The organism is Synechococcus sp. HJ21-Hayes, from assembly GCF_024345835.1.
GTDB lineage: Bacteria > Cyanobacteriota > Cyanobacteriia > PCC-6307 > Cyanobiaceae > Vulcanococcus.
In genome coordinates, this window is the sequence record NZ_JAGQBW010000010.1 from 71,081 (window position 1) to 92,815 (window position 21,735).

Annotated in this window: 30 protein-coding genes, 1 tRNA gene and 1 pseudogene; 13 read left to right on the forward strand and 19 right to left on the reverse strand. The window is 62.7% G+C overall.

From position 1 onward, the window contains the following. The first annotated feature begins 20 nt into the window (after window positions 1-20). On the forward strand, window positions 21-350 hold the full coding sequence (locus KBZ14_RS09455) for a hypothetical protein (protein ID WP_255118078.1): 330 nt from the start codon (window positions 21-23) through the stop codon (window positions 348-350). A gap of 48 nt (window positions 351-398) precedes the next feature. On the opposite strand, the gene KBZ14_RS09460 is transcribed toward KBZ14_RS09455, so the two are convergent. Then, a complete protein-coding gene (locus KBZ14_RS09460; RefSeq protein ID WP_255118079.1) occupies window positions 399-719 on the reverse strand; it encodes an MgPME-cyclase complex family protein in 321 nt (106 codons plus the stop codon). Next, entirely contained in the window at window positions 716-1,465 is a 750-nt protein-coding gene (locus KBZ14_RS09465; RefSeq protein ID WP_255118080.1) for a pyridoxine 5'-phosphate synthase, read from the reverse strand. The genes KBZ14_RS09460 and KBZ14_RS09465 overlap by 4 nt, the downstream gene beginning before the upstream one ends. Window positions 1,466-1,593: 128 nt before the next feature. Between KBZ14_RS09465 and KBZ14_RS09470 the strand changes: the two genes are divergently transcribed. Genes KBZ14_RS09470 through grxD form a run of 4 tightly spaced genes read left to right on the forward strand, consistent with a single transcriptional unit; the run spans window position 1,594 to window position 3,509 of the window. After that, entirely contained in the window at window positions 1,594-2,325 is a 732-nt protein-coding gene (locus KBZ14_RS09470; protein WP_255118081.1) for a lysophospholipid acyltransferase family protein, read from the forward strand. A gap of 27 nt (window positions 2,326-2,352) precedes the next feature. After that, a complete protein-coding gene (locus tag KBZ14_RS09475; protein ID WP_255118082.1) occupies window positions 2,353-2,877 on the forward strand; it encodes a hypothetical protein in 525 nt (174 codons plus the stop codon). Between the two features lie 57 nt (window positions 2,878-2,934). Continuing rightward, on the forward strand, window positions 2,935-3,168 hold the full coding sequence (locus KBZ14_RS09480) for a BolA family protein (protein ID WP_255118083.1): 234 nt from the start codon (window positions 2,935-2,937) through the stop codon (window positions 3,166-3,168). A gap of 20 nt (window positions 3,169-3,188) precedes the next feature. Beyond that, a complete protein-coding gene (gene grxD / locus KBZ14_RS09485; RefSeq protein WP_255118084.1) occupies window positions 3,189-3,509 on the forward strand; it encodes a Grx4 family monothiol glutaredoxin in 321 nt (106 codons plus the stop codon). A gap of 7 nt (window positions 3,510-3,516) precedes the next feature. On the opposite strand, the gene KBZ14_RS09490 is transcribed toward grxD, so the two are convergent. After that, window positions 3,517-3,783: a DUF6761 family protein gene (locus KBZ14_RS09490; protein ID WP_255118085.1), complete on the reverse strand. Its 267-nt coding sequence runs from the start codon at window positions 3,781-3,783 to the stop codon at window positions 3,517-3,519. A gap of 93 nt (window positions 3,784-3,876) precedes the next feature. Between KBZ14_RS09490 and KBZ14_RS09495 the strand changes: the two genes are divergently transcribed. After that, window positions 3,877-4,656: a response regulator transcription factor gene (locus KBZ14_RS09495; protein WP_399219632.1), complete on the forward strand. Its 780-nt coding sequence runs from the start codon at window positions 3,877-3,879 to the stop codon at window positions 4,654-4,656. Here KBZ14_RS09495 and KBZ14_RS09500 read toward each other — a convergent pair. From KBZ14_RS09500 to KBZ14_RS09525, 6 genes are all read right to left on the reverse strand, one after another. Beyond that, entirely contained in the window at window positions 4,616-5,143 is a 528-nt protein-coding gene (locus KBZ14_RS09500; RefSeq protein WP_255118086.1) for a hypothetical protein, read from the reverse strand. The two genes, KBZ14_RS09495 and KBZ14_RS09500, sit on opposite strands and share 41 nt — an antisense overlap. Before the next feature lie 23 nt (window positions 5,144-5,166). Then, the gene (locus KBZ14_RS09505; RefSeq protein ID WP_255118087.1) at window positions 5,167-5,463 is read right to left on the reverse strand and encodes a hypothetical protein; all 297 of its coding nucleotides are present in this window, start codon (window positions 5,461-5,463) and stop codon (window positions 5,167-5,169) included. An 80-nt stretch (window positions 5,464-5,543) separates the two neighbouring features. Beyond that, on the reverse strand, window positions 5,544-7,106 hold the full coding sequence (gene crtH / locus KBZ14_RS09510; protein WP_255118088.1) for a carotenoid isomerase: 1,563 nt from the start codon (window positions 7,104-7,106) through the stop codon (window positions 5,544-5,546). Window positions 7,107-7,145: 39 nt separating this feature from the next. Further along, window positions 7,146-8,528, reverse strand: coding sequence for an FADH(2)-oxidizing methylenetetrahydrofolate--tRNA-(uracil(54)-C(5))-methyltransferase TrmFO (trmFO, locus tag KBZ14_RS09515; RefSeq protein ID WP_255118089.1), 1,383 nt, complete (start codon window positions 8,526-8,528; stop codon window positions 7,146-7,148). Between the two features lie 77 nt (window positions 8,529-8,605). Beyond that, entirely contained in the window at window positions 8,606-8,728 is a 123-nt protein-coding gene (locus tag KBZ14_RS09520; protein ID WP_255118090.1) for a photosystem II protein Y, read from the reverse strand. Window positions 8,729-8,818: 90 nt separating this feature from the next. After that, window positions 8,819-9,343 carry a gamma carbonic anhydrase family protein gene (locus KBZ14_RS09525; RefSeq protein ID WP_255118091.1) on the reverse strand — a complete coding sequence of 175 codons (525 nt, stop codon included), beginning with the start codon at window positions 9,341-9,343 and terminating at the stop codon, window positions 8,819-8,821. A 94-nt stretch (window positions 9,344-9,437) separates the two neighbouring features. Between KBZ14_RS09525 and KBZ14_RS09530 the strand changes: the two genes are divergently transcribed. Then, window positions 9,438-9,509, forward strand: a tRNA-Lys gene (locus KBZ14_RS09530). Between the two features lie 238 nt (window positions 9,510-9,747). Then, window positions 9,748-11,046 (forward strand): site-specific integrase, encoded by a 1,299-nt coding sequence (locus tag KBZ14_RS09535; RefSeq protein ID WP_255118092.1) that lies wholly within the window; start codon window positions 9,748-9,750, stop codon window positions 11,044-11,046. A 255-nt stretch (window positions 11,047-11,301) separates the two neighbouring features. On the opposite strand, the gene KBZ14_RS09540 is transcribed toward KBZ14_RS09535, so the two are convergent. Continuing rightward, on the reverse strand, window positions 11,302-11,568 hold the full coding sequence (locus KBZ14_RS09540) for a hypothetical protein (protein ID WP_255118093.1): 267 nt from the start codon (window positions 11,566-11,568) through the stop codon (window positions 11,302-11,304). 331 nt (window positions 11,569-11,899) lie between these two features. On the opposite strand from KBZ14_RS09540, the gene KBZ14_RS09545 reads away from it, so the two are divergent. Together KBZ14_RS09545 and KBZ14_RS09550 are read left to right on the forward strand one after the other, a co-directional pair. After that, the gene (locus KBZ14_RS09545) at window positions 11,900-12,604 is read left to right on the forward strand and encodes a hypothetical protein (RefSeq protein WP_255118094.1); all 705 of its coding nucleotides are present in this window, start codon (window positions 11,900-11,902) and stop codon (window positions 12,602-12,604) included. A 474-nt stretch (window positions 12,605-13,078) separates the two neighbouring features. Then, window positions 13,079-14,248 carry a ligand-gated ion channel gene (locus KBZ14_RS09550; protein ID WP_255118095.1) on the forward strand — a complete coding sequence of 390 codons (1,170 nt, stop codon included), beginning with the start codon at window positions 13,079-13,081 and terminating at the stop codon, window positions 14,246-14,248. An 8-nt stretch (window positions 14,249-14,256) separates the two neighbouring features. Here KBZ14_RS09550 and KBZ14_RS09555 read toward each other — a convergent pair whose 3' ends face one another. The 3 genes from KBZ14_RS09555 to KBZ14_RS09565 all read right to left on the reverse strand — a co-directional run bounded on the left by KBZ14_RS09555 (window position 14,257) and on the right by KBZ14_RS09565 (window position 15,815). Next, on the reverse strand, window positions 14,257-15,012 hold the full coding sequence (locus tag KBZ14_RS09555) for a carbonic anhydrase (protein WP_255118096.1): 756 nt from the start codon (window positions 15,010-15,012) through the stop codon (window positions 14,257-14,259). A 409-nt stretch (window positions 15,013-15,421) separates the two neighbouring features. Next, window positions 15,422-15,607 carry a hypothetical protein gene (locus KBZ14_RS09560; RefSeq protein ID WP_255118097.1) on the reverse strand — a complete coding sequence of 62 codons (186 nt, stop codon included), beginning with the start codon at window positions 15,605-15,607 and terminating at the stop codon, window positions 15,422-15,424. A gap of 22 nt (window positions 15,608-15,629) precedes the next feature. Beyond that, a complete protein-coding gene (locus KBZ14_RS09565) occupies window positions 15,630-15,815 on the reverse strand; it encodes a hypothetical protein (protein WP_255118098.1) in 186 nt (61 codons plus the stop codon). A 315-nt stretch (window positions 15,816-16,130) separates the two neighbouring features. On the opposite strand from KBZ14_RS09565, the gene KBZ14_RS09570 reads away from it, so the two are divergent. After that, a complete protein-coding gene (locus KBZ14_RS09570; RefSeq protein ID WP_255118099.1) occupies window positions 16,131-16,685 on the forward strand; it encodes a VOC family protein in 555 nt (184 codons plus the stop codon). Here KBZ14_RS09570 and def read toward each other — a convergent pair. Beyond that, a complete protein-coding gene (gene def, locus KBZ14_RS09575; protein WP_255118100.1) occupies window positions 16,636-17,181 on the reverse strand; it encodes a peptide deformylase in 546 nt (181 codons plus the stop codon). The two genes, KBZ14_RS09570 and def, sit on opposite strands and share 50 nt — an antisense overlap. Before the next feature lie 70 nt (window positions 17,182-17,251). Here def and KBZ14_RS09580 point away from each other — a divergent pair. After that, window positions 17,252-17,491, forward strand: a pseudogene (locus KBZ14_RS09580) (nuclear transport factor 2 family protein); the annotation flags it as partial. A gap of 278 nt (window positions 17,492-17,769) precedes the next feature. Continuing rightward, entirely contained in the window at window positions 17,770-18,033 is a 264-nt protein-coding gene (locus tag KBZ14_RS09585; RefSeq protein ID WP_255118101.1) for a Nif11-like leader peptide family RiPP precursor, read from the forward strand. 228 nt (window positions 18,034-18,261) lie between these two features. On the opposite strand, the gene KBZ14_RS09590 is transcribed toward KBZ14_RS09585, so the two are convergent. From KBZ14_RS09590 to KBZ14_RS09610, 5 genes are read right to left on the reverse strand one after another with little or no spacing between them, the layout of a single operon-like run. Next, complete coding sequence (locus tag KBZ14_RS09590) at window positions 18,262-18,906, reverse strand: response regulator (RefSeq protein ID WP_255118102.1); 645 nt, start codon at window positions 18,904-18,906, stop codon at window positions 18,262-18,264. 2 nt (window positions 18,907-18,908) lie between these two features. Further along, complete coding sequence (locus KBZ14_RS09595; RefSeq protein WP_255118103.1) at window positions 18,909-19,910, reverse strand: sensor histidine kinase; 1,002 nt, start codon at window positions 19,908-19,910, stop codon at window positions 18,909-18,911. Next, window positions 19,907-21,010 (reverse strand): universal stress protein, encoded by a 1,104-nt coding sequence (locus KBZ14_RS09600; protein ID WP_255118104.1) that lies wholly within the window; start codon window positions 21,008-21,010, stop codon window positions 19,907-19,909. Before KBZ14_RS09600 ends, KBZ14_RS09595 begins: the two co-directional genes overlap by 4 nt. Next, entirely contained in the window at window positions 21,007-21,546 is a 540-nt protein-coding gene (locus tag KBZ14_RS09605; protein WP_255118105.1) for a potassium-transporting ATPase subunit C, read from the reverse strand. The genes KBZ14_RS09600 and KBZ14_RS09605 overlap by 4 nt, the downstream gene beginning before the upstream one ends. Continuing rightward, window positions 21,546-21,734 (reverse strand): potassium-transporting ATPase subunit F, encoded by a 189-nt coding sequence (locus tag KBZ14_RS09610; protein ID WP_255118106.1) that lies wholly within the window; start codon window positions 21,732-21,734, stop codon window positions 21,546-21,548. Before KBZ14_RS09610 ends, KBZ14_RS09605 begins: the two co-directional genes overlap by 1 nt. Between the last annotated feature and the right edge of the window lies 1 nt (window position 21,735).

Here is a 21,735-nt window from a genome sequence, read left to right on the forward strand (position 1 = left end):
GATCAGAGCTGCACGCTGTGATGGATCCCAAGTCGCTGCCGGTGGGTCAGCGGGTCGCGGCCCTGGTGAAGGCCCTGGACGGCGCCAAGCGCACCAACGAAGCCCTGGCCCGCTGCACGGACGGCGACGCGATGGTGGATGTGCTGCTTGATGCCTCCAGCAAGTTGGGGCTGGGGCTCAGCCGCCGTGATCTGGTGAACACGCCCCCGATCCGCGATTGGATCTGGTGGAAGAACAAGGAAGCGGTTCTCACCATCGGTGATGCCAAGCCCCGCTATCAGCAGGATGCCGATCCAGCCAAGCGTTCGGATGGAGAGCCTCCCCGCAGAAAGTTCCTCGGCCTGTTCTGAGCGCCAGGCTGTTCTGAGCGCCAGGCTGTTCTGGGTGCCAGGTCCTGCTCAGCCGGCGCTGGCCAACGCGTCGGGGATCCCGGCGGAGGGTGCTTCAAAGCTGCCCTTGGCCACGAACTCGAGGCGCAACTTCATGAATTCAATGAATGTGGCGTCTGTGGACACCACCGCTGCAGCAGGGCGGGGCACCTGGGTGCCGATCGCGCTGAGTTCGGGAGCATCCAGGAACGCGGGGCGCTTCACCAGCCAGAAGTCGATGGCCTTGCCCTGTTCGCCGTAGTGGCGAACGCGCTCTTTGAGCACTTCGTCGAGGGGTTCTTCCACGGTGAGGAAGGCCTCGCTGGCGGCCACGAAGTGGTACTGGGTCATGAACTGGTGCTGCCGAACAGGGGGTCCCGGCGGGGATTCTGAACCAGCGCCTTCATCTGGCGAACGGCCTGCTCCAGGCCCACGGCCAGGGCTCTGGCCACGATGGTGTGGCCGATGTTGAGCTCTTCCATCCCCTCGATGGCGGCCACAGGCTCCACGTTCTGGTAGGTGAGGCCGTGGCCGGCATTCACCCGCAGGCCGAGGCTGCGGGCGATGAAACTGCCCTCGGTGAGCCGGGCTAGCTCGAGGGGCTGGTGTTGCCAGTCCGCCTCGGCGTAGGTGCCGGTGTGTAGCTCCACCCAGCGGGCCCCCGTGGCTCGGCAGGCCTCCAGCTGGGCTGCATCGGCATCCACGAACAGGCTCACGCCGATGCCGGCGTCCTGCAGCCGACCCACCAGGCCGGTGAGGGCTTGCTGTTGGCTGGCCACATCCAGGCCGCCTTCGGTGGTCACCTCCTCGCGCTTCTCGGGCACCAGGGTCACCATGTCGGGACGGAGATCCAGGGCAATGGCCTCCATCTCCGCGGTGGCAGCCATCTCCAGGTTGAGGCGGCTGCGCACCGTCTGGCGCAGCAGCTGCACATCCCGGTCCTGGATGTGGCGCCGGTCTTCGCGTAGGTGCACCGTGATGCCATCGGCGCCGCCCAGTTCAGCCAGCAGGGCATAACTCACGGGATCCGGCTCCACGGTGCGGCGGGCCTGGCGCACGTTGGCGATGTGATCAATGTTCACGCCGAGGCTGGCCATGGCACCGAGAGAGGCTGTGGGTGTGGATCTTATGGATGGCGAGCGACCCGCTCGTGCAACTGCCCGTCGCGCCCGTTGGGCGGCGAATCTCAGCTCTAGGTTCTGAGATCAGAGTTGTGGGGGGGCAGGTGAACGGCCAGATCACGGCGCAGTCGACGCAGTCGCTGGCGCTCACCACCCGGGAGCGCAGCCTCTGCAATGGGATCAATCCCCTGCTGGCGCCCGTGGCCATGGTGCTCACCCAGGACGTGGCGCTCAGGAGCTACTTCTGCCGCGGTGTGGAGGTGATGGGGGCGCAGCATCTGCCCCGCACCGGGCCGTTGCTGCTGGCTCCTACCCACCGCTCCCGCTGGGATGCGCTGATGCTGCCCCATGCCGCTGGGCGTCGGGTCACCGGCCGCGACTGCCGCTTCATGGTGAGTAGCGATGAGATGGCTGGTCTGCAGGGCTGGTTTTTGCATCGTCTTGGCTGCTTTCCCGTGAATCCCCGCAAGCCGGCGGCGGCCTCCCTGCGCTTTGCCGTGCAGCTGCTGCAGGCGGGTGAGCAATTGGTGGTGTTTCCGGAGGGCCGCATTCAGCAGGACGACACCCCCCTGCGCCTGATGCCTGGGCTGGGCCGCCTGGCCGCCCTGGCTGAGGGCCAAGGTGTGGCCGTACCGGTGGTGCCGGTGGGTATCGGCTACGGCACGTCCCGGCCACGCCTGGGCGGACGGGCCGCCCTCTGCTTTGGCGAGCCCCTGCGCTTGCAGGGCCAGGGCCGTGAGGCCGCCAAGGTGCTCAACGCTGCCCTGATGGCCAGCCTCCAATCAGCTGAGGAAGCGGCCCGCCGCGCCGTGGGACGACCACTGCAGCGCCCGTAGAGTTTTTCGACTTCTCTGCTCTTTGCCGTGCGCCGGCCCCTCGCTGCCCTCAGCCTTGCCGCCTTGGCGGTCCTTTCCCCCAGCCTGCCGGCCATCGCCCAGGACGAGCCCCAGAAGGTGCTCGAGTCCAGCACTATCGGCCTCAACCTCAGCGCCATTAACGCCAAGGTGGCCCAGGGAGATGCCGCCGCCGCCGCCGGCAAGCTGGCCAAGGCCAAGGTGGATTACGACCAGGCTCGCCTCGGGGCCCAGAACCTCACCCGCTTCTACCGCAACCTCAGCGGTTCGTTCCGCGGTCTGGATGCGCGCATTCCGCGGGAGATGGATCAAAAGGGCCGGGAAGCCCTAGAGCTGCAAGCCACCGTTGACCTGCGTCTGGCGGCCCTGCTGCGGCGCATGAACCAACCCGAGGTGGCTGTGCCGCTGCTGGTGGAAGTGGTTCAGATCATGACCCCGGCCAGCGCTCTTGGGCAGAAGGCCTATCAGAACCTGCTGGAGCTGGGCTTTGTGAGCACGCCCTACGCGGGCTCAGCCGCAACCCCTGGCCGCTGATCCCTCAGCCCAAGGGCACGCCACCTAGATTTCCAAACCGTTCGATCGCCACTGGCCATGGTCCATCCCGACCAGGTGAGGTCTGCCATCACCCAGGCGCTGCCTGATGCCACCGTTGACGTGGAAGACCTCACCGGTGGTGGTGATCACCTGCAGGTGAAGGTGGTGTCCAGCGCTTTTTCTGGCCTCAGCCGGGTGAAGCAGCACCAGCTCGTGTACGGCGCTCTGCGCAGCGAGCTGGCCAGTGAGGCCATCCATGCCCTCGCGGTGCAAACGTCCCTTCCTTCCTGATCCTTCCCATCCCATTTGCCATGGACGCCTCCACCAAGCAGCGCATCGAAGATCTGGTGGGCAGCAGCCCCGTGTTCGTCTTCATGAAGGGCAACAAGCTGATGCCCCAGTGCGGCTTCTCCAACAACGTGGTTCAGATCCTCAACGCCCTCGCGGTGCCGTTTGAAACCTTCGACGTGCTCTCCGATATGGAGGTGCGCCAGGGAATCAAGGAGTTTTCCGATTGGCCCACCATCCCCCAGGTGTACGTGAACGGGGAATTTATGGGCGGATCGGACATCCTGATTGAGATGTACAACTCCGGCGAACTGCGCGAAAAGCTCGCTGTGGCTCTGGCCTGATCCCGGGTCAGTGGCGCCCGCTTTCGTAGAGGGTGCTCCTGTCGTCGCCGGGGCCGATGAAGCTGGAGGGGTCGAGGATCCAGCGATCCACGAGCTCCTCCAGGCGACGCTGGGAGATCGGATCGAGGATGGCCGTGCGTCGCAGGGCGTGCAGATAGCCATCGGCGTAGAGGCGCAGCTCGGCGGGTCCGTGGTAACGGCTGGCCAGGGACTGGCAGGCGTCGCACAGCGACTGGAAGTGGCGGATGGCGTCTGGGTTCTGCAGAGCGGTCATGACGGGACCGGAGGGGACAGCTGGCAAGGCATCGCCTGATACCACTGTGGGCCGTGAAATGCGGATAGCGTAGGAACAGGCACGGAGAAGCGGGTGCAACTAGACCCCAATCCCATTCCTGGTGCCGCTGTCGGTGGCGCCACGGAACCAGCGTTGAAGCGCGTGTTGGTGGTGGATCCCCACCCCACATTGCGCACGGTTTTGGCCCAGCGCCTCCGCCAGGACGGCCATCTGGCCGCGGCGGTGGCCACCGTGACTGAGGCCCTCACCCTCTGCGAGGACCAGGCTCCCGATCTGTTGGTGGCCGCTGAGCTGCTGGAGGAAACCTCGGCCCTGCGGCTGGCGGCCCAGTTGCGCTGTCCGGTGATGGTGCTCACCGCCCGCTCCGGGGCGGAGCCGCTGGTGGCCCTGCTGGATGCCGGCGCCGACGACGTGTTGCGCAAACCCTTCGGCCTAGAGGAACTGGCGGCCCGCTGCCGTTCGCTGTTGCGTCGCAGCGCCAGCGGTCTGCAGGAGCGGGTGTGCGTTGGGCCGCTGGAGGTGCATTTGCTGCTCCGCCAGGTCACCCTGCGGGATCAGCCGGTGGAACTCAGCCCGCGGGAGTTTGCCCTGCTATGCGCCCTGTTGATGCCACCTGGCATGGTGCGCAGCCGCAGCGAGCTGCTGCGCATGGCCTGGCCTCCCTTCAGCGGTGGCCCCCGCTCCGTGGACACCCAGGTGCTCACGCTTCGGCGCAAGTTGGAGCAGGCCGGGCTCGGGGAGGGCGGTGGCATCGAAACCGTGCGCCAGCATGGTTACCGCTTCAGCCTCGACACGATTCCAGAAGCCAGCCCTATCCCCCCAACCCTGGTGGGAAGTCCCATCGCCCCGTAGCGAGGGCCCAGCCCGCTGCAGCTTCCCCGGCCAGCATCAGGCCACACAGCAGCGCCAGGAGTTGATAGGTCCAGGCCGGGCTGATTCGGCCGATCTCCGTGGTGTCGATGCCAGTGGCCGCCTGGAAGCGGCCCAGGAAGTCGGCAAAGTGAGCCACCCGCTGCGGTAGCAGGTAGGCACCCTTGGGGCTGCGCACGTAGTACACGCGTCCGCCCTGGCTGGTGGCCACGGGCGTGAGGCCGGTGACGTCACTCCATGTCACCTCCCAGCCGCGGCGCCAGAGCCAGGCACACCAGGGGGCGTGGGTCACCCGGATGCCGTTGGTATCGAGTTGCACCTGTTCACTCGTGGCCGCGAGCACCAGCACAAGGCCGAGAGGCAGGGCCAGCAGCAGGGCTAACTGCAGCTGTGCCGTGGCCAACACGGGCAGGGGCAACACCAGGGCCAGATAGAGGCTGATCAGGGTGAACCGGATCAGCGGGGCCATCGGGTACGACCGCGCCTCGAGGCTCATCGATCTTCCGGGGAGCCTGGCAAGGGTTCAAGCAGTTGAGGTGGCTGGTAGCGGCCGCTAAACACCTCCTGCTCGCGGCCCTTCCAGAACTCTCCGAGCCGCATCAGGTCGGCGTGGGCTTCCTGGAGTTTCTCCACGTACTCCTGGGGTTCCATGGAGCCCTTGGCTTCCTTCAGCTTGGTGAGCCGCAGCAGCTGCAGCATCCAGGGCTTGCCCAGTTCGCCGCGCTGTTCGAGATAGCGGGCCAGTTCCTCGGAACTGGGAAAGGGGGGAGAACCGGGGGCGGAGCTCATGGCCATACGCCGTTGGTGATTCAGCTTATGGAGATTGGGATCCCGTTGCGGGGCCCGGATGGAGGGTTTTCCACCGCTGCTCAGGCGGGCAGGGCCCAGGGGTTGAGGCCTAGGTCGGCGCCGATGCGGTGGGCGCAGGCGAAGCCGCTGAAGGCCACCGCATTGAGGCCCTGGCCGGGAAAGCAGGAATCCCCCACGCAATAGAGGCCCTTGAGGCCGGTGCGGTTGAAGGGCATCGGCAGCAGGCCTGGCAGCCGCAGGGAGGGGATGGGCCCATAGCTGCCGCCCATGCGGCCCAGGAAGCGGCGATGGGTGCGGGGTGTGCCCACGTCGCGGTGGCTGATGGCACCTTCCAGCCCCGGCAGGATCGCCTCCAGCCGCTGGATCAGCCGGTTGGCATCCGCCTGTTTCTTGGCGGCGTACTGCCCTGGGCTGAGGCCCTGCCACGCCTCGATTGAGGAGGGCGTGAAGGCGTGCACGATGTGGTGGCCGCTCGGTGCCAGCGAGGGATCCAGCAGCGTGGGCATCGACACGAACACCACCCCCTGTTCCGCCTCCATGGCCTCCCAGTGCTCCAGCAACAGGTGGTGGCAGTGGAATCCCGCCGGCACGATGTCTGCCTTCACGCCCAGATGCAGGGAGAGGAAGGAGGGGGAGGGCTTGTAGCGCCGGCGCCAGGTGGTTTCGCTTTTAGGGGTGTGCTCGGCATCCACCAGCGGCTGGCTCCCAGTGCCTGCGCTGCCAGCGGTGCCGGCGAAGGTGTCCCAGCGGGTGGCATTGCTCACCACGCGCCGGGAGCGGATCTGCTCGCCGCTGGCCAGCTCCACCCCCACGGCCTCGCCCTGCTCCAGCAGCACCTTGGTGACGCGGGCCTTGTAGCGGATGGCGCCGCCATGGCGTTCCAGCCCCGCCACTAGCTTTTGGGCAATCACGCCCACGCCCCCTCTGGGGTAGTTGATGCCGCCGGCATGGCGATCGGAGAACACCATCCCCGCGTTGATCATGGGGGTGAGGTCTGCCGGCATCACGCTCCAGCAGAAGCACTCCATATCGATGAACTTGAGCAGCGCCTGATCGCGGATGTGTTGGCGGGCCACATCGCCCACGTTCACCGGCAGCCAACGGGCCAGCCCCAGGCAGGCCAGGGGGGCTTTGAAGAACACCTTGGCCAGGTAGGCGGGATCCTCCAGCGAGAGCAACGGCATCGCATCGAGGCACTTGAACACCTGCCAGCAGGTGTCGTAGAAGGCGCGGATGCCCTGGGCTTCGTGGGGAAACAGGGCAGTGAGCCGGGCCACAAAACTGTCGTAGTCCCGATCCACCGCCACGTTCAGACCACCGGGCAGGTGGTACTCCAGCTGGGCCGGATCGGGGATGGTGTCGCAGACCTCGCCCACATCCGCCAGGGCGCGGGTGAGCAGGTTGGTGTGCCCCTTCTGGCCGAAGCCAAAAATCATCGAGGCGCCCACATCGAAGGTGTAGCCATCGCGCGTGAAACTGCCGCCTGACCCCCCGGGGATCAGGTAGCGCTCGAGCACCAGCACCTTGGCGCCCTTGGCTGCCAGTTGGGAGGCGGTCACCAGGCCGCCGATGCCGGAGCCGATCACGATCACGTCGTAACTGGGGGCGGGGCTGGTCAACACGCTGGTGGCCACTGGGGCGACCCTAGGAGTCAGGCTGCCCTAGGCGGCGCAGAGCTGGGTCGCAGGGGGAGCCGCAGCGGCCCCGAAGGGTTCCAGGTCCGCCAGGGCCCGGTCCCGGTAGGCGCCGTAGCGGCGGCGCTTGTCGCGGATGCGCTCCGGCAGCTCCGGCAACAGGCCAAAGTTTGGTGGCATGGGCTGGAACTTCTCGCTGGGAGCTTCGGCGATGAAGTGGGTGAGGGCGCCGATCATGGAGGTGGCCGGCAGGCTGATGGGCTCCTGGCCGAGGGCCAGCCGCGCTGCGTTGGTGCCCGCCAGCCAGCCCCCCGCCACGGCTGCGGCATAGCCCTCAGTGCCGGTGATCTGGCCCGCCGCCAGCAGGGTGGGCCGCTGCCGGAACTGCAGCGTGGGGTCCAGCAGCTGGGGGGCCTCCAGGAAGGTGTTGCGGTGCATCACCCCGAAGCGCACGAACTCGGCGTTCTCCAGGCCTGGGATCATCCGCAGCACCCGCTTCTGTTCCCCCCACTTGAGGTTGGTCTGGAAGCCCACCAGGTTCCACAGCCGGCCATCCTTGTCCTCCTGGCGCAGCTGCACCACGGCATAGGCGCGGTTGGCGCGGCGCACGTCGCGGTCGCTCACGTCGCCCCAGCGGGGATCCCACAGACCGATGGGCTTGAGCGGCCCGTAGCGCATGGTGTCTTCACCGCGGCGGGCCAGCTCTTCAATGGGCAGGCAGCCCTCGAAGAAGGTGGCGTTCTCTTTTTCAAAATCCTTGAGCTCGGCCTGCTCCGCCGCCAGCAGGGCCTCGCGGAAGGCCAGAAACTGCTCCTTGTCCATGGGGCAGTTGATGTAGTCGGCGTCGCCTTTGTCGTAACGGCTGGCCCGGAAGGCCACGGAGAGATCGATGCTCTCTCCCTCCACGATTGGGCTGGCGGCATCGAAGAAGTGGCAGTCGTCGCGGCCGGTGAAAGCCCGTAGCTGCTCGGCCAGGGGTTCACTGGTGAGGGGGCCGGTGGCCAGCACCGCAATCTCCCCTGGTTCCGGCAGGGTGGTGTGCTCACGCCGCTCCACGCTCACCAGCGGGTGCTGCTCCAGGGCGGCGGTGAGGGCGGCGCTGTAGCGGCCTCGGTCCACCGCCAGGGCGCCGCCGGCGGGAACGGCGTGGCCATCGGCGGTGCGGATCACCAGGGAACCCAGCCGCCGCAATTCCTCCTGCAACAGCCCAGCGGCCCGATCGCTGCTCAGGGCGCCAAAGCTGTTGCTGCACACCAGCTCGGCGAATTCGCTGCTGTGGTGGGCGGGCGAGCGGCGCACCGGCCGCATCTCCACTAGCCGCACCGGAATACCGGCCCTGGCGATCTGCCAGGCGGCTTCTGTGCCGGCCAGGCCGGCCCCAATCACCAGCACTGGATTGGAGGTGCCCATGAAAAAACCGGCTCTGCCTGAGGACATCAGGCTAGGAGCCGGTTGGCTTGGTGCTGGAACGTGGGGCCTTGTGTGGATCAGCCGTTGGCTCGCTTGAGCATCAGCTGGAGCTGACCCACAGCGGCGCGACCGATGTTGAAGGCGGCCCAGCCTGCGGCCAGAAGAACGGGGGTGACTACGAGCAGGAGCCGTGCGTCCATGGCTGGGAAAAAACTGCGTGGGCGGATCCTACGGACTCTCCAGGGGCAGCGTGACGCCCACGGCCCGGGTTGATCCAAATCGCAGCAATTTCAACCGGGGTGGAAGCCGGGATCCTGGGAGCGGCCGGCGTGGGCCATGGCCAGCTGGCGGTAACGGCGGGCGTGGTCCCGTTGGTCGGCGGCCGCGGTGTCGCTGAGCTCGCGCTTCACCTGGGCGGGGGCGCCCATCACCACGGCCCGGGGGGGCACATCCCTGGTTACCACCGCGCCAGCTGCCACGAGGGCGCCCTCACCCACGCGTACACCGTTCAGCACCACTGCGCCGATGCCGATCAGGCAGCCATCTCCCAGGGTGGCCCCGTGCACCACAGCCCGGTGGCCAATGGTCACGTCGCAGCCGATCCGCACCGGTTGGCCGGGATCGCCATGCAGCACAGCTCCGTCCTGCACATTGCTGCCCTCGCCGATCACGATGGCGCACACATCGCCCCGGGCCACGGCGGTGGGCCAGAGGCTGGCACCGGCCTCCAGGCGCACATCCCCAATCATCACGGCGGATTCGGCTACCCAGGCATCGGGATGCACGGTGGGTTCAGGCCAGGGGAAGGAGGCCATGGCGGCAGAGCGGCAGCAGGCAGGGCCACCATCCTCAGCCGGCTTGGAGCAGGGCACCCCCAGGTGATACGTTTTCCCTGTGCCCAACGGGCGCGGGTCGCTAGCTCAGCGGTAGAGCACTCGGCTTTTAACCGATTGGTCCTGAGTTCGAATCTCAGGCGACCCACTTAGTGAGTTCGTTTGGACTGTAAGGGCCAAGCCCTGCGGCACAAGGGATTCCAGGTTTTTCAGAAGGCTTCTGAGTCGGTCGAAATGAGACCGCACAAGGACGCCGAAAACCGTAGTTGTGTCATTTCCTTGGCATAACTGCCAAGAAACTGCCAAGGACGCACGCCGTCTCAGGGTCCGTCTCATGGCCCTCGTTCACAGAAGCGGGGAACCCTCACCTCAGTGGTTCCACCGTCATGCCTTGCCTCGTTTCTCCCCTGGAGCGCGCCAACGGGATCCTGCGCCTCCATGACCTGCCCCTGCGCATCCGTGTGCGCCGCCATAGCCAGTGGCTGAGCGTCTACGAAATCCTTCCTGGTGGGGGCACGCGTGAGCGGGCCATGCGGGGCTACTCAGCCCAGAGCGACGTGGATGTGCAGCGGCTCTGCGATTCGCTGGTGGAGCAAGGCCGGAGCGATCGGCCCCAGCCGTGGACGGCTCTGGCGGAGCCGAGTGCTGGCAGCGCTGCCCATCTCGCCGCTCCCTGCTGGCCGGAGATCTGCGCCGCCGTGGTGGCGTTCCAACGGGGCCAGGGGGTGAACATGAACCTGGTGGGCCCGTTCAAGGGCAAGGGCTACTTCTGCCTCTTGCCGGCGGACCGTGCGGCCACGGAGGCGGATGTGCGGAGATTTGCCTTGCACAGCAGCGAGAGCCTCAAGGCGCGGCTGGAGGACCCGACGGCCCCGCTGATCCCGATGGCGACGCATCGCCAGGGGTTCCGCCAGAAGCGGGAGGTGGTGTCGCTGCTGCGGCGGGCCGGGTATGGGGCGATTGCGCCTGAGTCGTTGAGCGAAGAGCTCAAGGGGATGGTGAACCGCAAGAAGGGCGCGTTGGTGGCCGCAGGTGAATCCAGACGGCGCATCCCGAGCACGGCCGCGATTCAGGAGTGGCTGGATCAGGTGGTGGAGGAAGACCCGCTGTGGGGGTGGGTGTTCGCGATGGTGGCCACCTACGGGCTCAGGCCCCATGAGGTGTGGCACATCGCGGAGCTGCCGGATGCGCAGGGAATGGTGAGCATCGGCGTGGCAGCCCGCCATATCAAGGTGACCAAAACGGGCTTCCGGGTGGCCCTGCCGCTGCCGGCGGAGTGGGTGGAGCGCTATCAGCTGGGCGGGGCCAAGGGAGAGCAGCGGCTCGAGGAGCTGCGCCGCCGCTATGTGCCCAAGTTTGTGAATGAGGACGGCCAGCCGTTTGATTCCGAGCGCGACCTGGTGAAACGCTGCGACAACAACGAACGGCTGGGGGCGGTGTGTTGCCACAAGCTGCGCAGCTCAGACGCCAAGGCGGAGTTTGAGCTCAAGACCAAGCTCTATGCCTGGGTGGAAACAGCGCCTGCCCAGGGCAAGAAGAAGGCGCAGAAACGCAAGGAGCGCTGCGTGCCTTATGACCTGCGGCACGCCTATGCGATCCGGGCGCGTGAGACGACGACTTGGAACGACGCGGACGTGGCAGCGGTGATGGGCCACAGCCCCGAGGTGCACCGCCGCACCTATTGAAGTGAGATCACAGGCGAACAGACCAAGGCGTCTGTGGCGCGGCGGATGCTCGGGGACCAGAGCGAGGCGGCCTGATCACAAGGAGATTCCTCACCCACTGAGTAGCCAAAGGGGGCCATCGGCCCCCTTTCTTGTGGTTATGGCTTGTTGAGCAGAGAGCTGCAGGGTTCTTGCGCACCCAGTGGACGCCCGGCCGGAACACCTTGCGCTGCTGCCAGCGGCAGAGCTGGAGGCTACCGGCGGCGTTTTGCGGACTTAGAAGTTCTCTTCCCAGAGGCCCATGCGATCGAGCCAGGCCTCTGATTGCTCGGTGCTCCAGCCGTGATCGCTTTCGAGCAGATCGGCGATACCAAGCATCACATCAAAGGCGGTGTCGTCGTAACCGTTGTGGGAAAGGGCGCTGCGATGCAGGTCATCGCCCAGATGGAGTAGAGCCAGTTCCCTGAGCCAGTCACCCTGCTCCAAGGCGGCAAGGGCGTGGTGCTCCTGGAGGGGATGCCGGTCGGCGGGGGAACAAGGCAAACGGTGCAAGGCCCTAAAGGGTTCCGACCTTATCCAGCGCTGGAGATCTCACCCCTGCTGGAGGGGCGCCAAGCCCTGCACCCCTGCTCGCGTTCGCTCCCGTGGCCCGAGTCACGATCCCGCCGCCGGCGAGATCCCCATCGACGCTTGGCCCTACCTCGATCAGAAGGTCTTGCTATCCAGCCGGATCAGCCATGGCGATCACCTCAGCCACCGTTGGTTGCTCCACAACTGACCTGTGGATTGCTCAACGATTGGTCATCGGGAGAATGTTGCACTGGTATCACGACGATGCTGCTCCATCCATTTTTGAGTGGCATAATCTAGGCTGGTGTTGTATACACTGTCATGGATCGATCAACATTGGATGCCTGATAACACTGCAATGCGTGACTGCCTCCACAAGGTCGGAGGAGCCCAGCTCTTCATGTCCCCTACGTGGAATCCAGACCAAAAGGGAGTCAAAGTTCAGATCATTGACGTCTTTGCTCTTGAGCTGGCCACTGGCTATAGCAAAGACCCACAAGGCAGGCTCCTCCTTAGCTCTGAACCCTCTGTCAGCGCTGGGAGAACTTGGTCACTGGCTAAGGCGTGCCAACTGGTCCGCAACGACAGAAGACCCGAGCGTTGGGTTGTCCTGCACCGCCATAAGAAGGCATGGGGGCTGTTCTGGGCAGGTGGTGGCCTCAATCAATGCCGTGGCGAGCTCACCAAGCTGATGGAGACAGAATCAACAGCAAGCTCGATTGTACCCGCCACGCCAGAAGCTCTCCTGCGTCTGATTCTGACCCTTGAAGAACCAGAGGTCGAGCCTGTCCTCAGCGCCAAGACCAAGAAGCAGAAGACATCTTTCGATGAAGAGCAGTCTGCTGATTGTGGGCAAAGCTTGCCCTGGAGGGCTATCACGCTGACCTCTGCCGTCTGGTTGACTGCCCTGGCAGTGCTTGGAGTCTCACTCACGAGCCAGATCAAGCAGCAAGATCAACGACTGCAACAGCTTATTGAGCGGCTTGATACATCTAGGCAGAGCAAATGAATGTGGCCAGAATTCGAGGAGCGTTGTTCTGTGTTGAATTGTTTTTTCGTGCAATCCCACTCCCTTCCGACCAGTGGCGACCACAGCCACAACCCCGCTCACACAAGCCAGGGCGATGATCCAGTGTCTGAGGTGCATGGTCGAGCTTTGGTTTGACGCTTGCGTTCAGACACTGCTGCCGTCACGTGTCGCCGTGCAGATCATCGGGACCGCCGCCGAGATTTGCTCCCACCTGGATGACAGCGATCGTGAAGCCCAAATGATGATCGCAACAGAATGCCCAGCGTAGCCGGGCTCGGATTTCGAGCCGGATCAGGGCGCTAGGTGATAGGTCTTGAGGCATCAGCGTAGGCACATGATCCACTTGGCTGACTTCGCTTCCGGAGTTATTTTGAGAATCGTCTTGAAAGTGGCATTTCGACGAGTATGAGATAATGTATCAAAAATCCCTCTGTATCTGAGAGGTTGTCAGTAGTGTCCCTCATTCCAAAGCAAGGTTGGCGCACACCGTCGCTGAAGCTGGGTTGGCTGCCAATCCTTGTGGCATCCCTTTTAATCCTCCTTTTGTTATGGGTGCCTGTTGCCAGTGTCGTTCGAATGGCGCGGCAAGCTCCAAAGATGGAGCGGCTGATGTCCTGGAGTCGGCAAGTTTCCCAGCAGCCTTTAATTCAGACACTAGCTCCTGCATTTGCCCTTGCTGATAATGAAATTCGAATTGACACTGGAATTCATATTGAAAATATCTATGATTTATCTCTCAGAAGCAAAACCTACTCGGCCGATGGTCGGATCTGGCTCGAGTGGGGCGAGGATGTTCAACGTATTCTGCTGAGCCAGAATACACAGCCTGTTCAGCTAATCGACTTTGTTAACCAAGTAGAAGATTGGAACGGTAAGCTCGTTCCCGATGTGCTTGAGCCTGTCAAGTGGAATGGCAAGTGGCATCAGAGCTTTCGTTTCTCTCAGCGCTTTTATCTTCATACTCTCGATCTACGACGCTATCCGTTTAATACACTGACACTGCCGATCACCCTGCAGGTTACACCGGCGTACTCGAGTTTGGATGGCCGCAAGCTATTTCTTCTTCCCATAAGAAATGAGCGTGGAATTATTGGTGAATATGCGAATCTGGAGGGATATGAGCTTATTTCTGCGGATGTTTTTTCACGTGTTCGCACCTATCGGACGGATTACGGATTGATGCGAATGGTCAAGGTGAGCCAGTTGGAGGAAGTTCTCCATTTCCGTCACACCTTCTGGCCGGCCTTCGTGTCAGATGTATTGCCACTCGCCATCGTCTTGCTGATCGTTTTGATCTCACCGTATCTTGAGGGTTCACTGGGTGATGTGCGGATCGCCATTCCATCGACTGCGCTTCTCACGATGGTGTTTCTCCAGCAGGGTTATCATTCCGAAGTCCCACCGTCGCCTTATCTCACCTATCTAGATCGTCTCTATGCGGTTTCATATCTAATCTGTGTTTTGCTGTTTGTGTTGTTCGCATGGTCTTCTAACGTTTACGAACGCACGCCTCCTGAGCAGCGAGAAGCCTTGGTTCGTCGCCTTGATGCCTACGATCAGCGATTCCAGCTTGCCGCCATCGCTATGTTGGCGGCAGTCAGCCTGGAGGCATGGCTGTATTAATCGACGTGTTAACGAAGTAATTCAACCGTGCCAAGGTCAATGTCAAAGTAGGCGGATGCCAAGGAAACCGACTTGCTTTGAATTGCTTCGGACAGCAGCGTGCTTCGGCTTTTGATTTGTTCAACGGTTGCTTGAATATTGGCCTTGACCGCGTCTTCTAAGTTGTTTGTGGCTTTGGTGTTGGAACTGATTTGTTCGACAAGGCTGCGCAGTAAAGGGCTGGAGATCTTCTTTCTTGATAAAGCTGCTTTGACTGCACCGCATCCACGATGGCCCATGACAAGGATGATGGGCACCTGTAGCTCTGCTACTGCGTATTCCAGAGAGGCTATCCCTTCTGTAAATGCTGTATTGCCAGCGCTGCGCACACCAAAGATTTCGCCGTCACCCACCCCAAAGATCCATTCAAGCGGGATTCTTGAGTCTGAACAGGTGAGAACCGCTGCCCAAGGCTGTTGCCCCTGTTCTAGTGCTTGGGGATCCACCTGGCAGTTGCTGTTCAGATGGTTGCGAAGCCTGAGGGCACGCTCGGAAGGATCAGATATGGATCTAATTTCTTGCCAGGCGATTGCAAAGTGACGATTGCCTGTCAGCAAGGCTGTTAAAAGATCTCCTTTTGGCGTGCAGCGTTTTAAGCTGCTCGCGACGGGTGAGCCCGTTTGCTGCTTTTGGGCTAGTCCTCTTGCGCCGAATAAGGACAGGCCGCCCATTGCGAGGCCGGCTTGCAAAATGTGGCGCCGCGAGTTTCTGGATGGCTTGCTCATAGGATGCAGATTCTTGTTCCGCGATGAAAGTCTAATGCCTAGTACAAACTAGGGTGTCATAACGTTGCCGTTGGTGTTGTCGTGTTGCTGCTGTCTTATTGGTCATTCACTGGTGATCGGACATGATTGCGGATTAATCACAAGTCTTGTCGTGCTGGATGCTCCTGTGATGGCTTCCGCAGTCATGCGTTCTTCCACACCGCTGTTGAGAGGGGACCGATTGACCCAACACAGAAAGACCCGGTCTGTACTGATGAGGCGAGGTCCTGCCCCTGAAAGGGGCTCCTACCCATGAGCAAGCGCCGCATCCACAGCCCAGTTCAAGGCCAGAGTCGCCATGGAGGCGATCAGTGGCCGTACTGAAAGGCCAGGCCAGCCAGGCCGACATCCGAGGACATTGGGGTTGCCATCAGACCTGCATCATGCGCATCCCAGGCTGATGCCAGCCCAATGCCATTCCTAGGAGCTCGAGGGCCAAGGCAGCAATCAACAGTCGGTAGATCCACAGACGGGCATTGGGCCCCAGCGCACTGCCAAGCATCAATGGCAAGGCGGCTCCCCAGGCCACCTCGCCGCTGTGGATGAAGACCGCCAAGGACACCACCGTGGCGGCGCCGTCAAACCAACACCATGCTCATCAGAAGGTAAGCACCGGAATCGAGCACGATCAAACCGGTCCACAGTCCTATGCCTGCGGTCAGGACTAGCCAGGTCAGGCTGGGGTTGTGACTGGTGCTCTCGGGATCACCGTCACGTAACCAGCGCTGCGGTTTGAGCATCAACAGCACCAGGGCCAGAACCACGGCGCTGATCAAAAAAGGCTGGTAGCAACCTCAGGCACAAGCGCCAGGGGATCGCCTTGCTCCATTGAAAGCGCCAGATGGCGGTAGCCATCCCCACCAGCACCGGCAACCGGTTGGTGCCCATCGCCCTGGCTCGGCGACTGACTGGATGATCCCAATGGCCGATCATCTCAGTGAGCAAGCACATCTAGAATGTCCGCTCACTATCACCCATGGTTTACGTGGATCATGGGATCCTTTAACGTGAACCATGGAGAACTGTCTCTATAGCACGCGATCTAAAGAGATCATGAATCCCTCATTCATTATCCCGAGATGACGATTGACCACTTGAGCTTTGGCACCCACGACATCGCCGCAACGCGCACGTTTTATGCCGAAAGACTTGGATTTCCCGTGTTGATCCACGAGCGCATGTTGATTCGGGAAGGTGGAACGGTTGAGCATATCTTCTTTGACTGCGGTGGTGATTGTGCTCTGGCCTTCATGCAATGGCAGAACGTGCCTGGCGTGGCTGGCGCCTACGACTGCGGCATCAATCGTGGATTGGGGGTGCCCAGGGGCACCTTCCACTTCGCATTGCGGTGCGTATCCCAGGGGGCCCTTGAGCAGCGCAGGCAGGAGCTGATTGCTGCCGAGGTACTGGTGGGAGATTTGCTTGATCTCGACCCTTACCGGTCATTCTTTTTTGACGATCCGGTGAATGGTCTGAGGCTTGAGTACACCACCAGGCTGCGATTGCCTGGGGCAACGGATCGGGACCCAGAGCAGCGGCAATTTCCAGCCAGTCTGGGGCTGTTTGAAAATGCTGCCCGGCCCCTTATCCAGGCACGGCAGGAATCAATCCAGCCGCCTGTAGCTCTGGAATGAAGCCAAAAGCCGCCGGATCGCTTAGCCGATCGGGGAACAGCACACCATCCAGGTGATCGCACTCGTGCTGCACCACCCGCGCATGAAAGCCGCTCACAATGTGCTCCTGTGGCTCGCCTGTCGCCGTGCGCCAGGCAATTCGGATGTGTTGCCAGCGCCGTACCTGACCCCGCAGCCCAGGCACGCTCAGACAGCCCTCCCAGCCCAGCTCAACCTCCTCACCGATGGGGGTGATCACGGGATTCACCAACAGCGTTTCCGGAATGGGCGGAGCCTCTGGGTAGCGCGGATTCGCGTCGATCCCGTAGAGCACCACCCGCAGGGGGACCCCGATCTGTGGAGCCGCTAGGCCAGCACCGGCAGAGGCCGCCATGGTGTCACGTAGATCATCAACCAAGGCCATCAGTTTGACGCTGCCGAAATCAGCTGCCTCCAACTCGGCACTGCGTAAGCGCAGGCGATGATCACCAAGGCGCAGAACTGGGCGGACGACCATGATGAGAACTCACACCTAAGGACTCTGCACCCAAGACAAAGAGCAATCGCACCCCTGAAGAGGACGTGCTGACGTTGAAGCTTACCTCCTCAAAACCCTCGCTGCTACGGAAACCGTGAAATCCCAACTGGGGGATATCCATTGCCAGCAGCAGGCTGAAACGGCCTGGATCACGGCCTGGCTAGAGCAGACTTACACCCTTGATGGCAAGCAGCAAACCATCACTGCCCCAACCACGGTGGTGTTGGCACTGGAAGGCGGTGAATGGAAGCTGGTACTGCTCCATGCTTTGCCCCTGTCCGGAGGGTGAAGTCGGAGCAGTTAGGGGATGACTGTTTGGAAGCTGATTGCGCAGCTCGACGCCGGCGCTTCAGGAGCGGTGGCTCGCCGGGTCAATGGGCACCATCGCGATTCGCCAACAGCACTCGGGGTCTCGGTGATAGCACCTGGCCTCACGCTCATCAGGTGCCTGCAGCCAGCCTTCTGCCATGGGGCGAGTCTGGAGCTAGCTGGTGGCGAGATCCGGTAACGGTTGGTTGTGAATTCAGGCGGTGGTTGCCAGGGTGGTTGTCGATGCACGTCTGGCCTATGTCAGCTGGCCAGTTCAAGTCGTTTCTGGAAGCTGTTCAAGCAGATTCAACCCTCCAGGAGAAGCTTGATGCGGCAGTAAATGCAGAAGCAGCTGTAGCGATTGCAAAGGATGCGGGATTTACCATTTCTGTTGAAGAGATAAGGCTAGGGAAAGATGTTTCGTCTGACGATTTGGCTGATTTGTGTGGAGGAAACTCAGATCAAGCCGCAAGGCTGGAAGCTGGACTGGAATGGTTTAGGCGATGGAGTAACCCCATGTAGCACTCGTTGAACGTCAACCGGCAAAAAGCCACCGCCCGTCATCAGGGTTATGCCAAGCCGATCCAGGCCAGAGGCCGGTCAACCTGATGGGCGCGGTGCTGATGGCGGTCACGAACAGGGCAAAAGCCCTGTTTCGGTAGTTGTTTCAGCAAACTCTTCAGGGTTCCCCGCTTTGACAGGCTGCGAACGATCAGGCGCTGCTGGCGACTTCATTCAGCAACGCCTGCCTCAACCCCTGTCGCGCTCTGCAGCCATCCAAAGCAGTGCTGCCTCAGTGCGGTTGTCGGCCTGGAGCTTCTGCAACAGCACGTGCACGTGGCTGCGGACCGTTCCTTCTCCTATACCCAGCGTTGAGGCAATGAGGCGGTTATTCGCACCAGCGGCCAAGCACTCGAGCACCTCACGCTCACGCGGCGTGAGGCCGTTGAGCTTGGCCTGCACATCACGAGGGCGGCACGGATCCACTGGTGCCGGTGGCCGCAGGGCGGCAGTCGCGCGCTGATCCCACCAACTGGCACCAGCCATGAGGGAGCCCAGCGCCAAAGCAACCTGGTCAAAAGCGTGTTCCTTGTGTAGGTACCCCAGCGCACCGGCTTGCCAGATGCGTTGCACCCAGTGTGGATCGTCCTGGCTGGTGAGCATCAGTACGGGAGCCCATTGCCTGCCGCTGATCTCGGAGCAGGTTGCAAGACCACCCATGCCCGGCAGCACCAGATCGAGCAGCACCAGATCCATCGCTTCTCTCTCGAGGATCTCCAGACCCTGCTCGCCGTCGCAGGCAACAGCCACTGCATCCACATCGGGGAGTGCTCGCAGATGGGTGGCCATCGCTAGTTGATAGGCCTGGTCGTCCTCAATGAAGAGCAGCCGCACGCTCAATCCCTCCTGTGCGGTAGCTGCACAACCACGCTGGCGCCGCCGCCTTGGCAGTTGCCGGCTTTGATTGTGCCGTCGTGAGCCTCAGCGATCAAGCGGCAGAGATAAAGGCCCAGGCCTGCGCCGGGCCGATCGGAACTCACGGGTGAGAACCGCTGAAATAGCCCAGGTAGCTCACCGGAGCGGAACCCCTGCCCTTCATCGCGGATCTCCAATCGCCACGCCTCCTCTGCGCGACTGAGTTGCAACCAGATGCGCTGCCCACGGCAGCTGTGGTGCAGGGCATTGAGTAACAGGTTTTCGATCAATCGCTGCAACAAGGTGGCATCAGCCAAAAGGGTCTGATCCACCTGGCCTCCCTGACGAAGCACCACGCTGATCTGCCGTTGCGTGGCGATCGGCTCCACGGTCTGCAGCGCGTCCTGGGCAATGCAAAGCAGATTGCAGTGGACCAGATTGGGTTTGAGGCCTTCCTGTTCAGCACGAAACACCTGCAGCAGATCATCAATCAAGCGAAGACAGCGCTGTTGACTGGTGCGAATCGCGGCAAGAGCCGGGTTGCTCTCCAGGGAAGTGATCGCTGCTAGTGTTCCGAGGATCGGCGTCTCGAGGTCGTGGGCCAGGGTGGCAATCACGTCACCGCGCAACTGAGCCTGAGCCAGTTGCACATCGAGGGCAATGCGTTGCTGCTGCAACGCCTGATTGCGGATGAGCAACAGGGTGGTGATGGTCAGGCAGAAACAGACCAGCAACCGGTTCGCCAGATCCAGGCTGACGTTGAGCGCCAGAGGAGTAGGTACAAACAGATTGAGCAGTGTTGCGACGCAGCAGACGATCAGAAATCGCCAGGCCTGTTGGCTGGAGCGCTGCGCTGCTCCGATCACCAAGGGGATCACGTAAAGAATGCCGAGCACGACGCCCGTCGGTGTGGCAAGCTCCAGCAGCAGGATCCCCAACCAAGTTGCCCACACCAATCCGATGGGCAGGCCGGGCCTGGTCATGGTTCGTTCGACCCTGGATCTTGGAGCGGCAGGCCCTCAGAGATCAGGTGCAGGTCGATACTGAGTCCCCGCAGCTGGTGCTGCAGTCGCTCGGATAGGGGTCGACGAAACAGGGCCTTGAGGCGTGAGCGCATCGTCTGACCCAACACGATCTGCGTGATGCGTTTCTCCGCGGCCACCCGGGCGATGGTGGGGAGAATATCTGCGCTTTCCTCCCGCAGAAAGGTGCCGCCCACGTCGTCGCAGAGCTGGCGGCATTCTTCCTGAAGCAACGATTCCTCGCGACTGAGAAATCGATTGGGATCCTGCACCGTCAGGGCCAACAGTGGAGCATCCATGGCCGCAGCCAGTCGGGCCGCGCGGCGCAACAGGCGTTTGCTGGTCTGGTAATTCGCCAGACAGACCATGACCCGTTCGCGTAGGGGCGTCAGCGAGGGAAGGATGTCGTTCTCAACGCGATCGGCCACCTCGCGCAACGAGAGTTCCCGCAAGGCCACGAGATGGCGGCGCTGGAAGAAGTTGGCCAGCGCCTGGCCCACCTTGTCCGAGGCGTACACCTTCCCTTCCTTCAGCCGCTCCTGCAGTGTTTCCGGTGTGACATCCACGAGCACCACCTCATCGGCGTTCTCAAGCATCCGGTTGGGGATGCGTTCGCGTACGACCACACCGGTGAGTTCCGCCACCACATCGTTCAGGCTTTCGAGGTGCTGGATGTTCAGTGTGGAGTACACATCCAGCCCGGAGAGCAGCAACATCTCCACGTCCTGCCAGCGCTTCTCCCGTTCGCTGCCCGGCACGTTGGTGTGGGCCAGCTCATCGACCAGCACCAGCTGCGGGCGCCTGGCGAGGACAGCCGAGACATCCATCTCCTCCAGGTCCACCTCCTGGTAGCGCATGCGTTTGCGCGGGATCTGCTCCAGCCCCTCGGCCTGGCGTGCCGTTTCCACGCGCCCATGGGTTTCCAGCAGGCCCACCACCACATCGGTGCCCTCCCGCAGCATCTCCTTGCCCTCCTGGAGCATGCGGCAGGTTTTGCCCACACCCGGCGCCATGCCGATGAACACCTTGAGGCGGCCGCGCCGGTGGGTGGAGCGGATCATGACGGCCGCAGGTTGTCGAGCGCCAGGTTGAAGCGCAGCACATTCACCACCGGCTCAATCGCCTGCAGCCCCAGGGGCCCTTCCTGGGCCTGGCGCAACAGGGCCTCCAGTTCGGCCAGGGCGATCTTGCGTTCGCGCGCCAGACGCGGGAACTGCTGGCGGGCCGCCACCAAGCTGATGTGGGGATCCACGCCGGAGGCGGAATCGAGCAGCAGATCAGGAGCCGGTTGGCTCACGCCGGCCAGCTCCCACCCACTGGCGACATCAGCGACTCGGACAGCCAGCTCAGGGTTGCTGGCGGCAAGGTTTGGAGCACCGGCCTGCCGGCCCTGCAGGTAACGGGGGGAGCGGAAGCTCTGGCCGATCAGGCGGGCACCCACCACCTGCTCGCCGCGCCGCAGCAGGCTGCCATCGGCAGAACCGGGGGCCACCAACCTCGCCAGACCGAGCATCGGCAGGGTGATCACCACCACGGTGAGCAGCCAGAGGATGAGCGTGACGCGCACGCCCCGCAGCACTTGGGCCGTGAATGACATCAGAACTTCTCCGGTTGGGCGATCACGGCGAACAGGTAGCCCGATAGGGCAACGGTGCCGCATAGGAGCAGGGCCAGGGTGTGGCTCTGCAAGGGGGGCTGGCTACTGCGAAACAGCGGGGTGAGCAGAAGGGTGCCGGCGACCAGAAGAAGCGGCAACCAGAAGCGGATGTGCAGAAAACGTGTCATC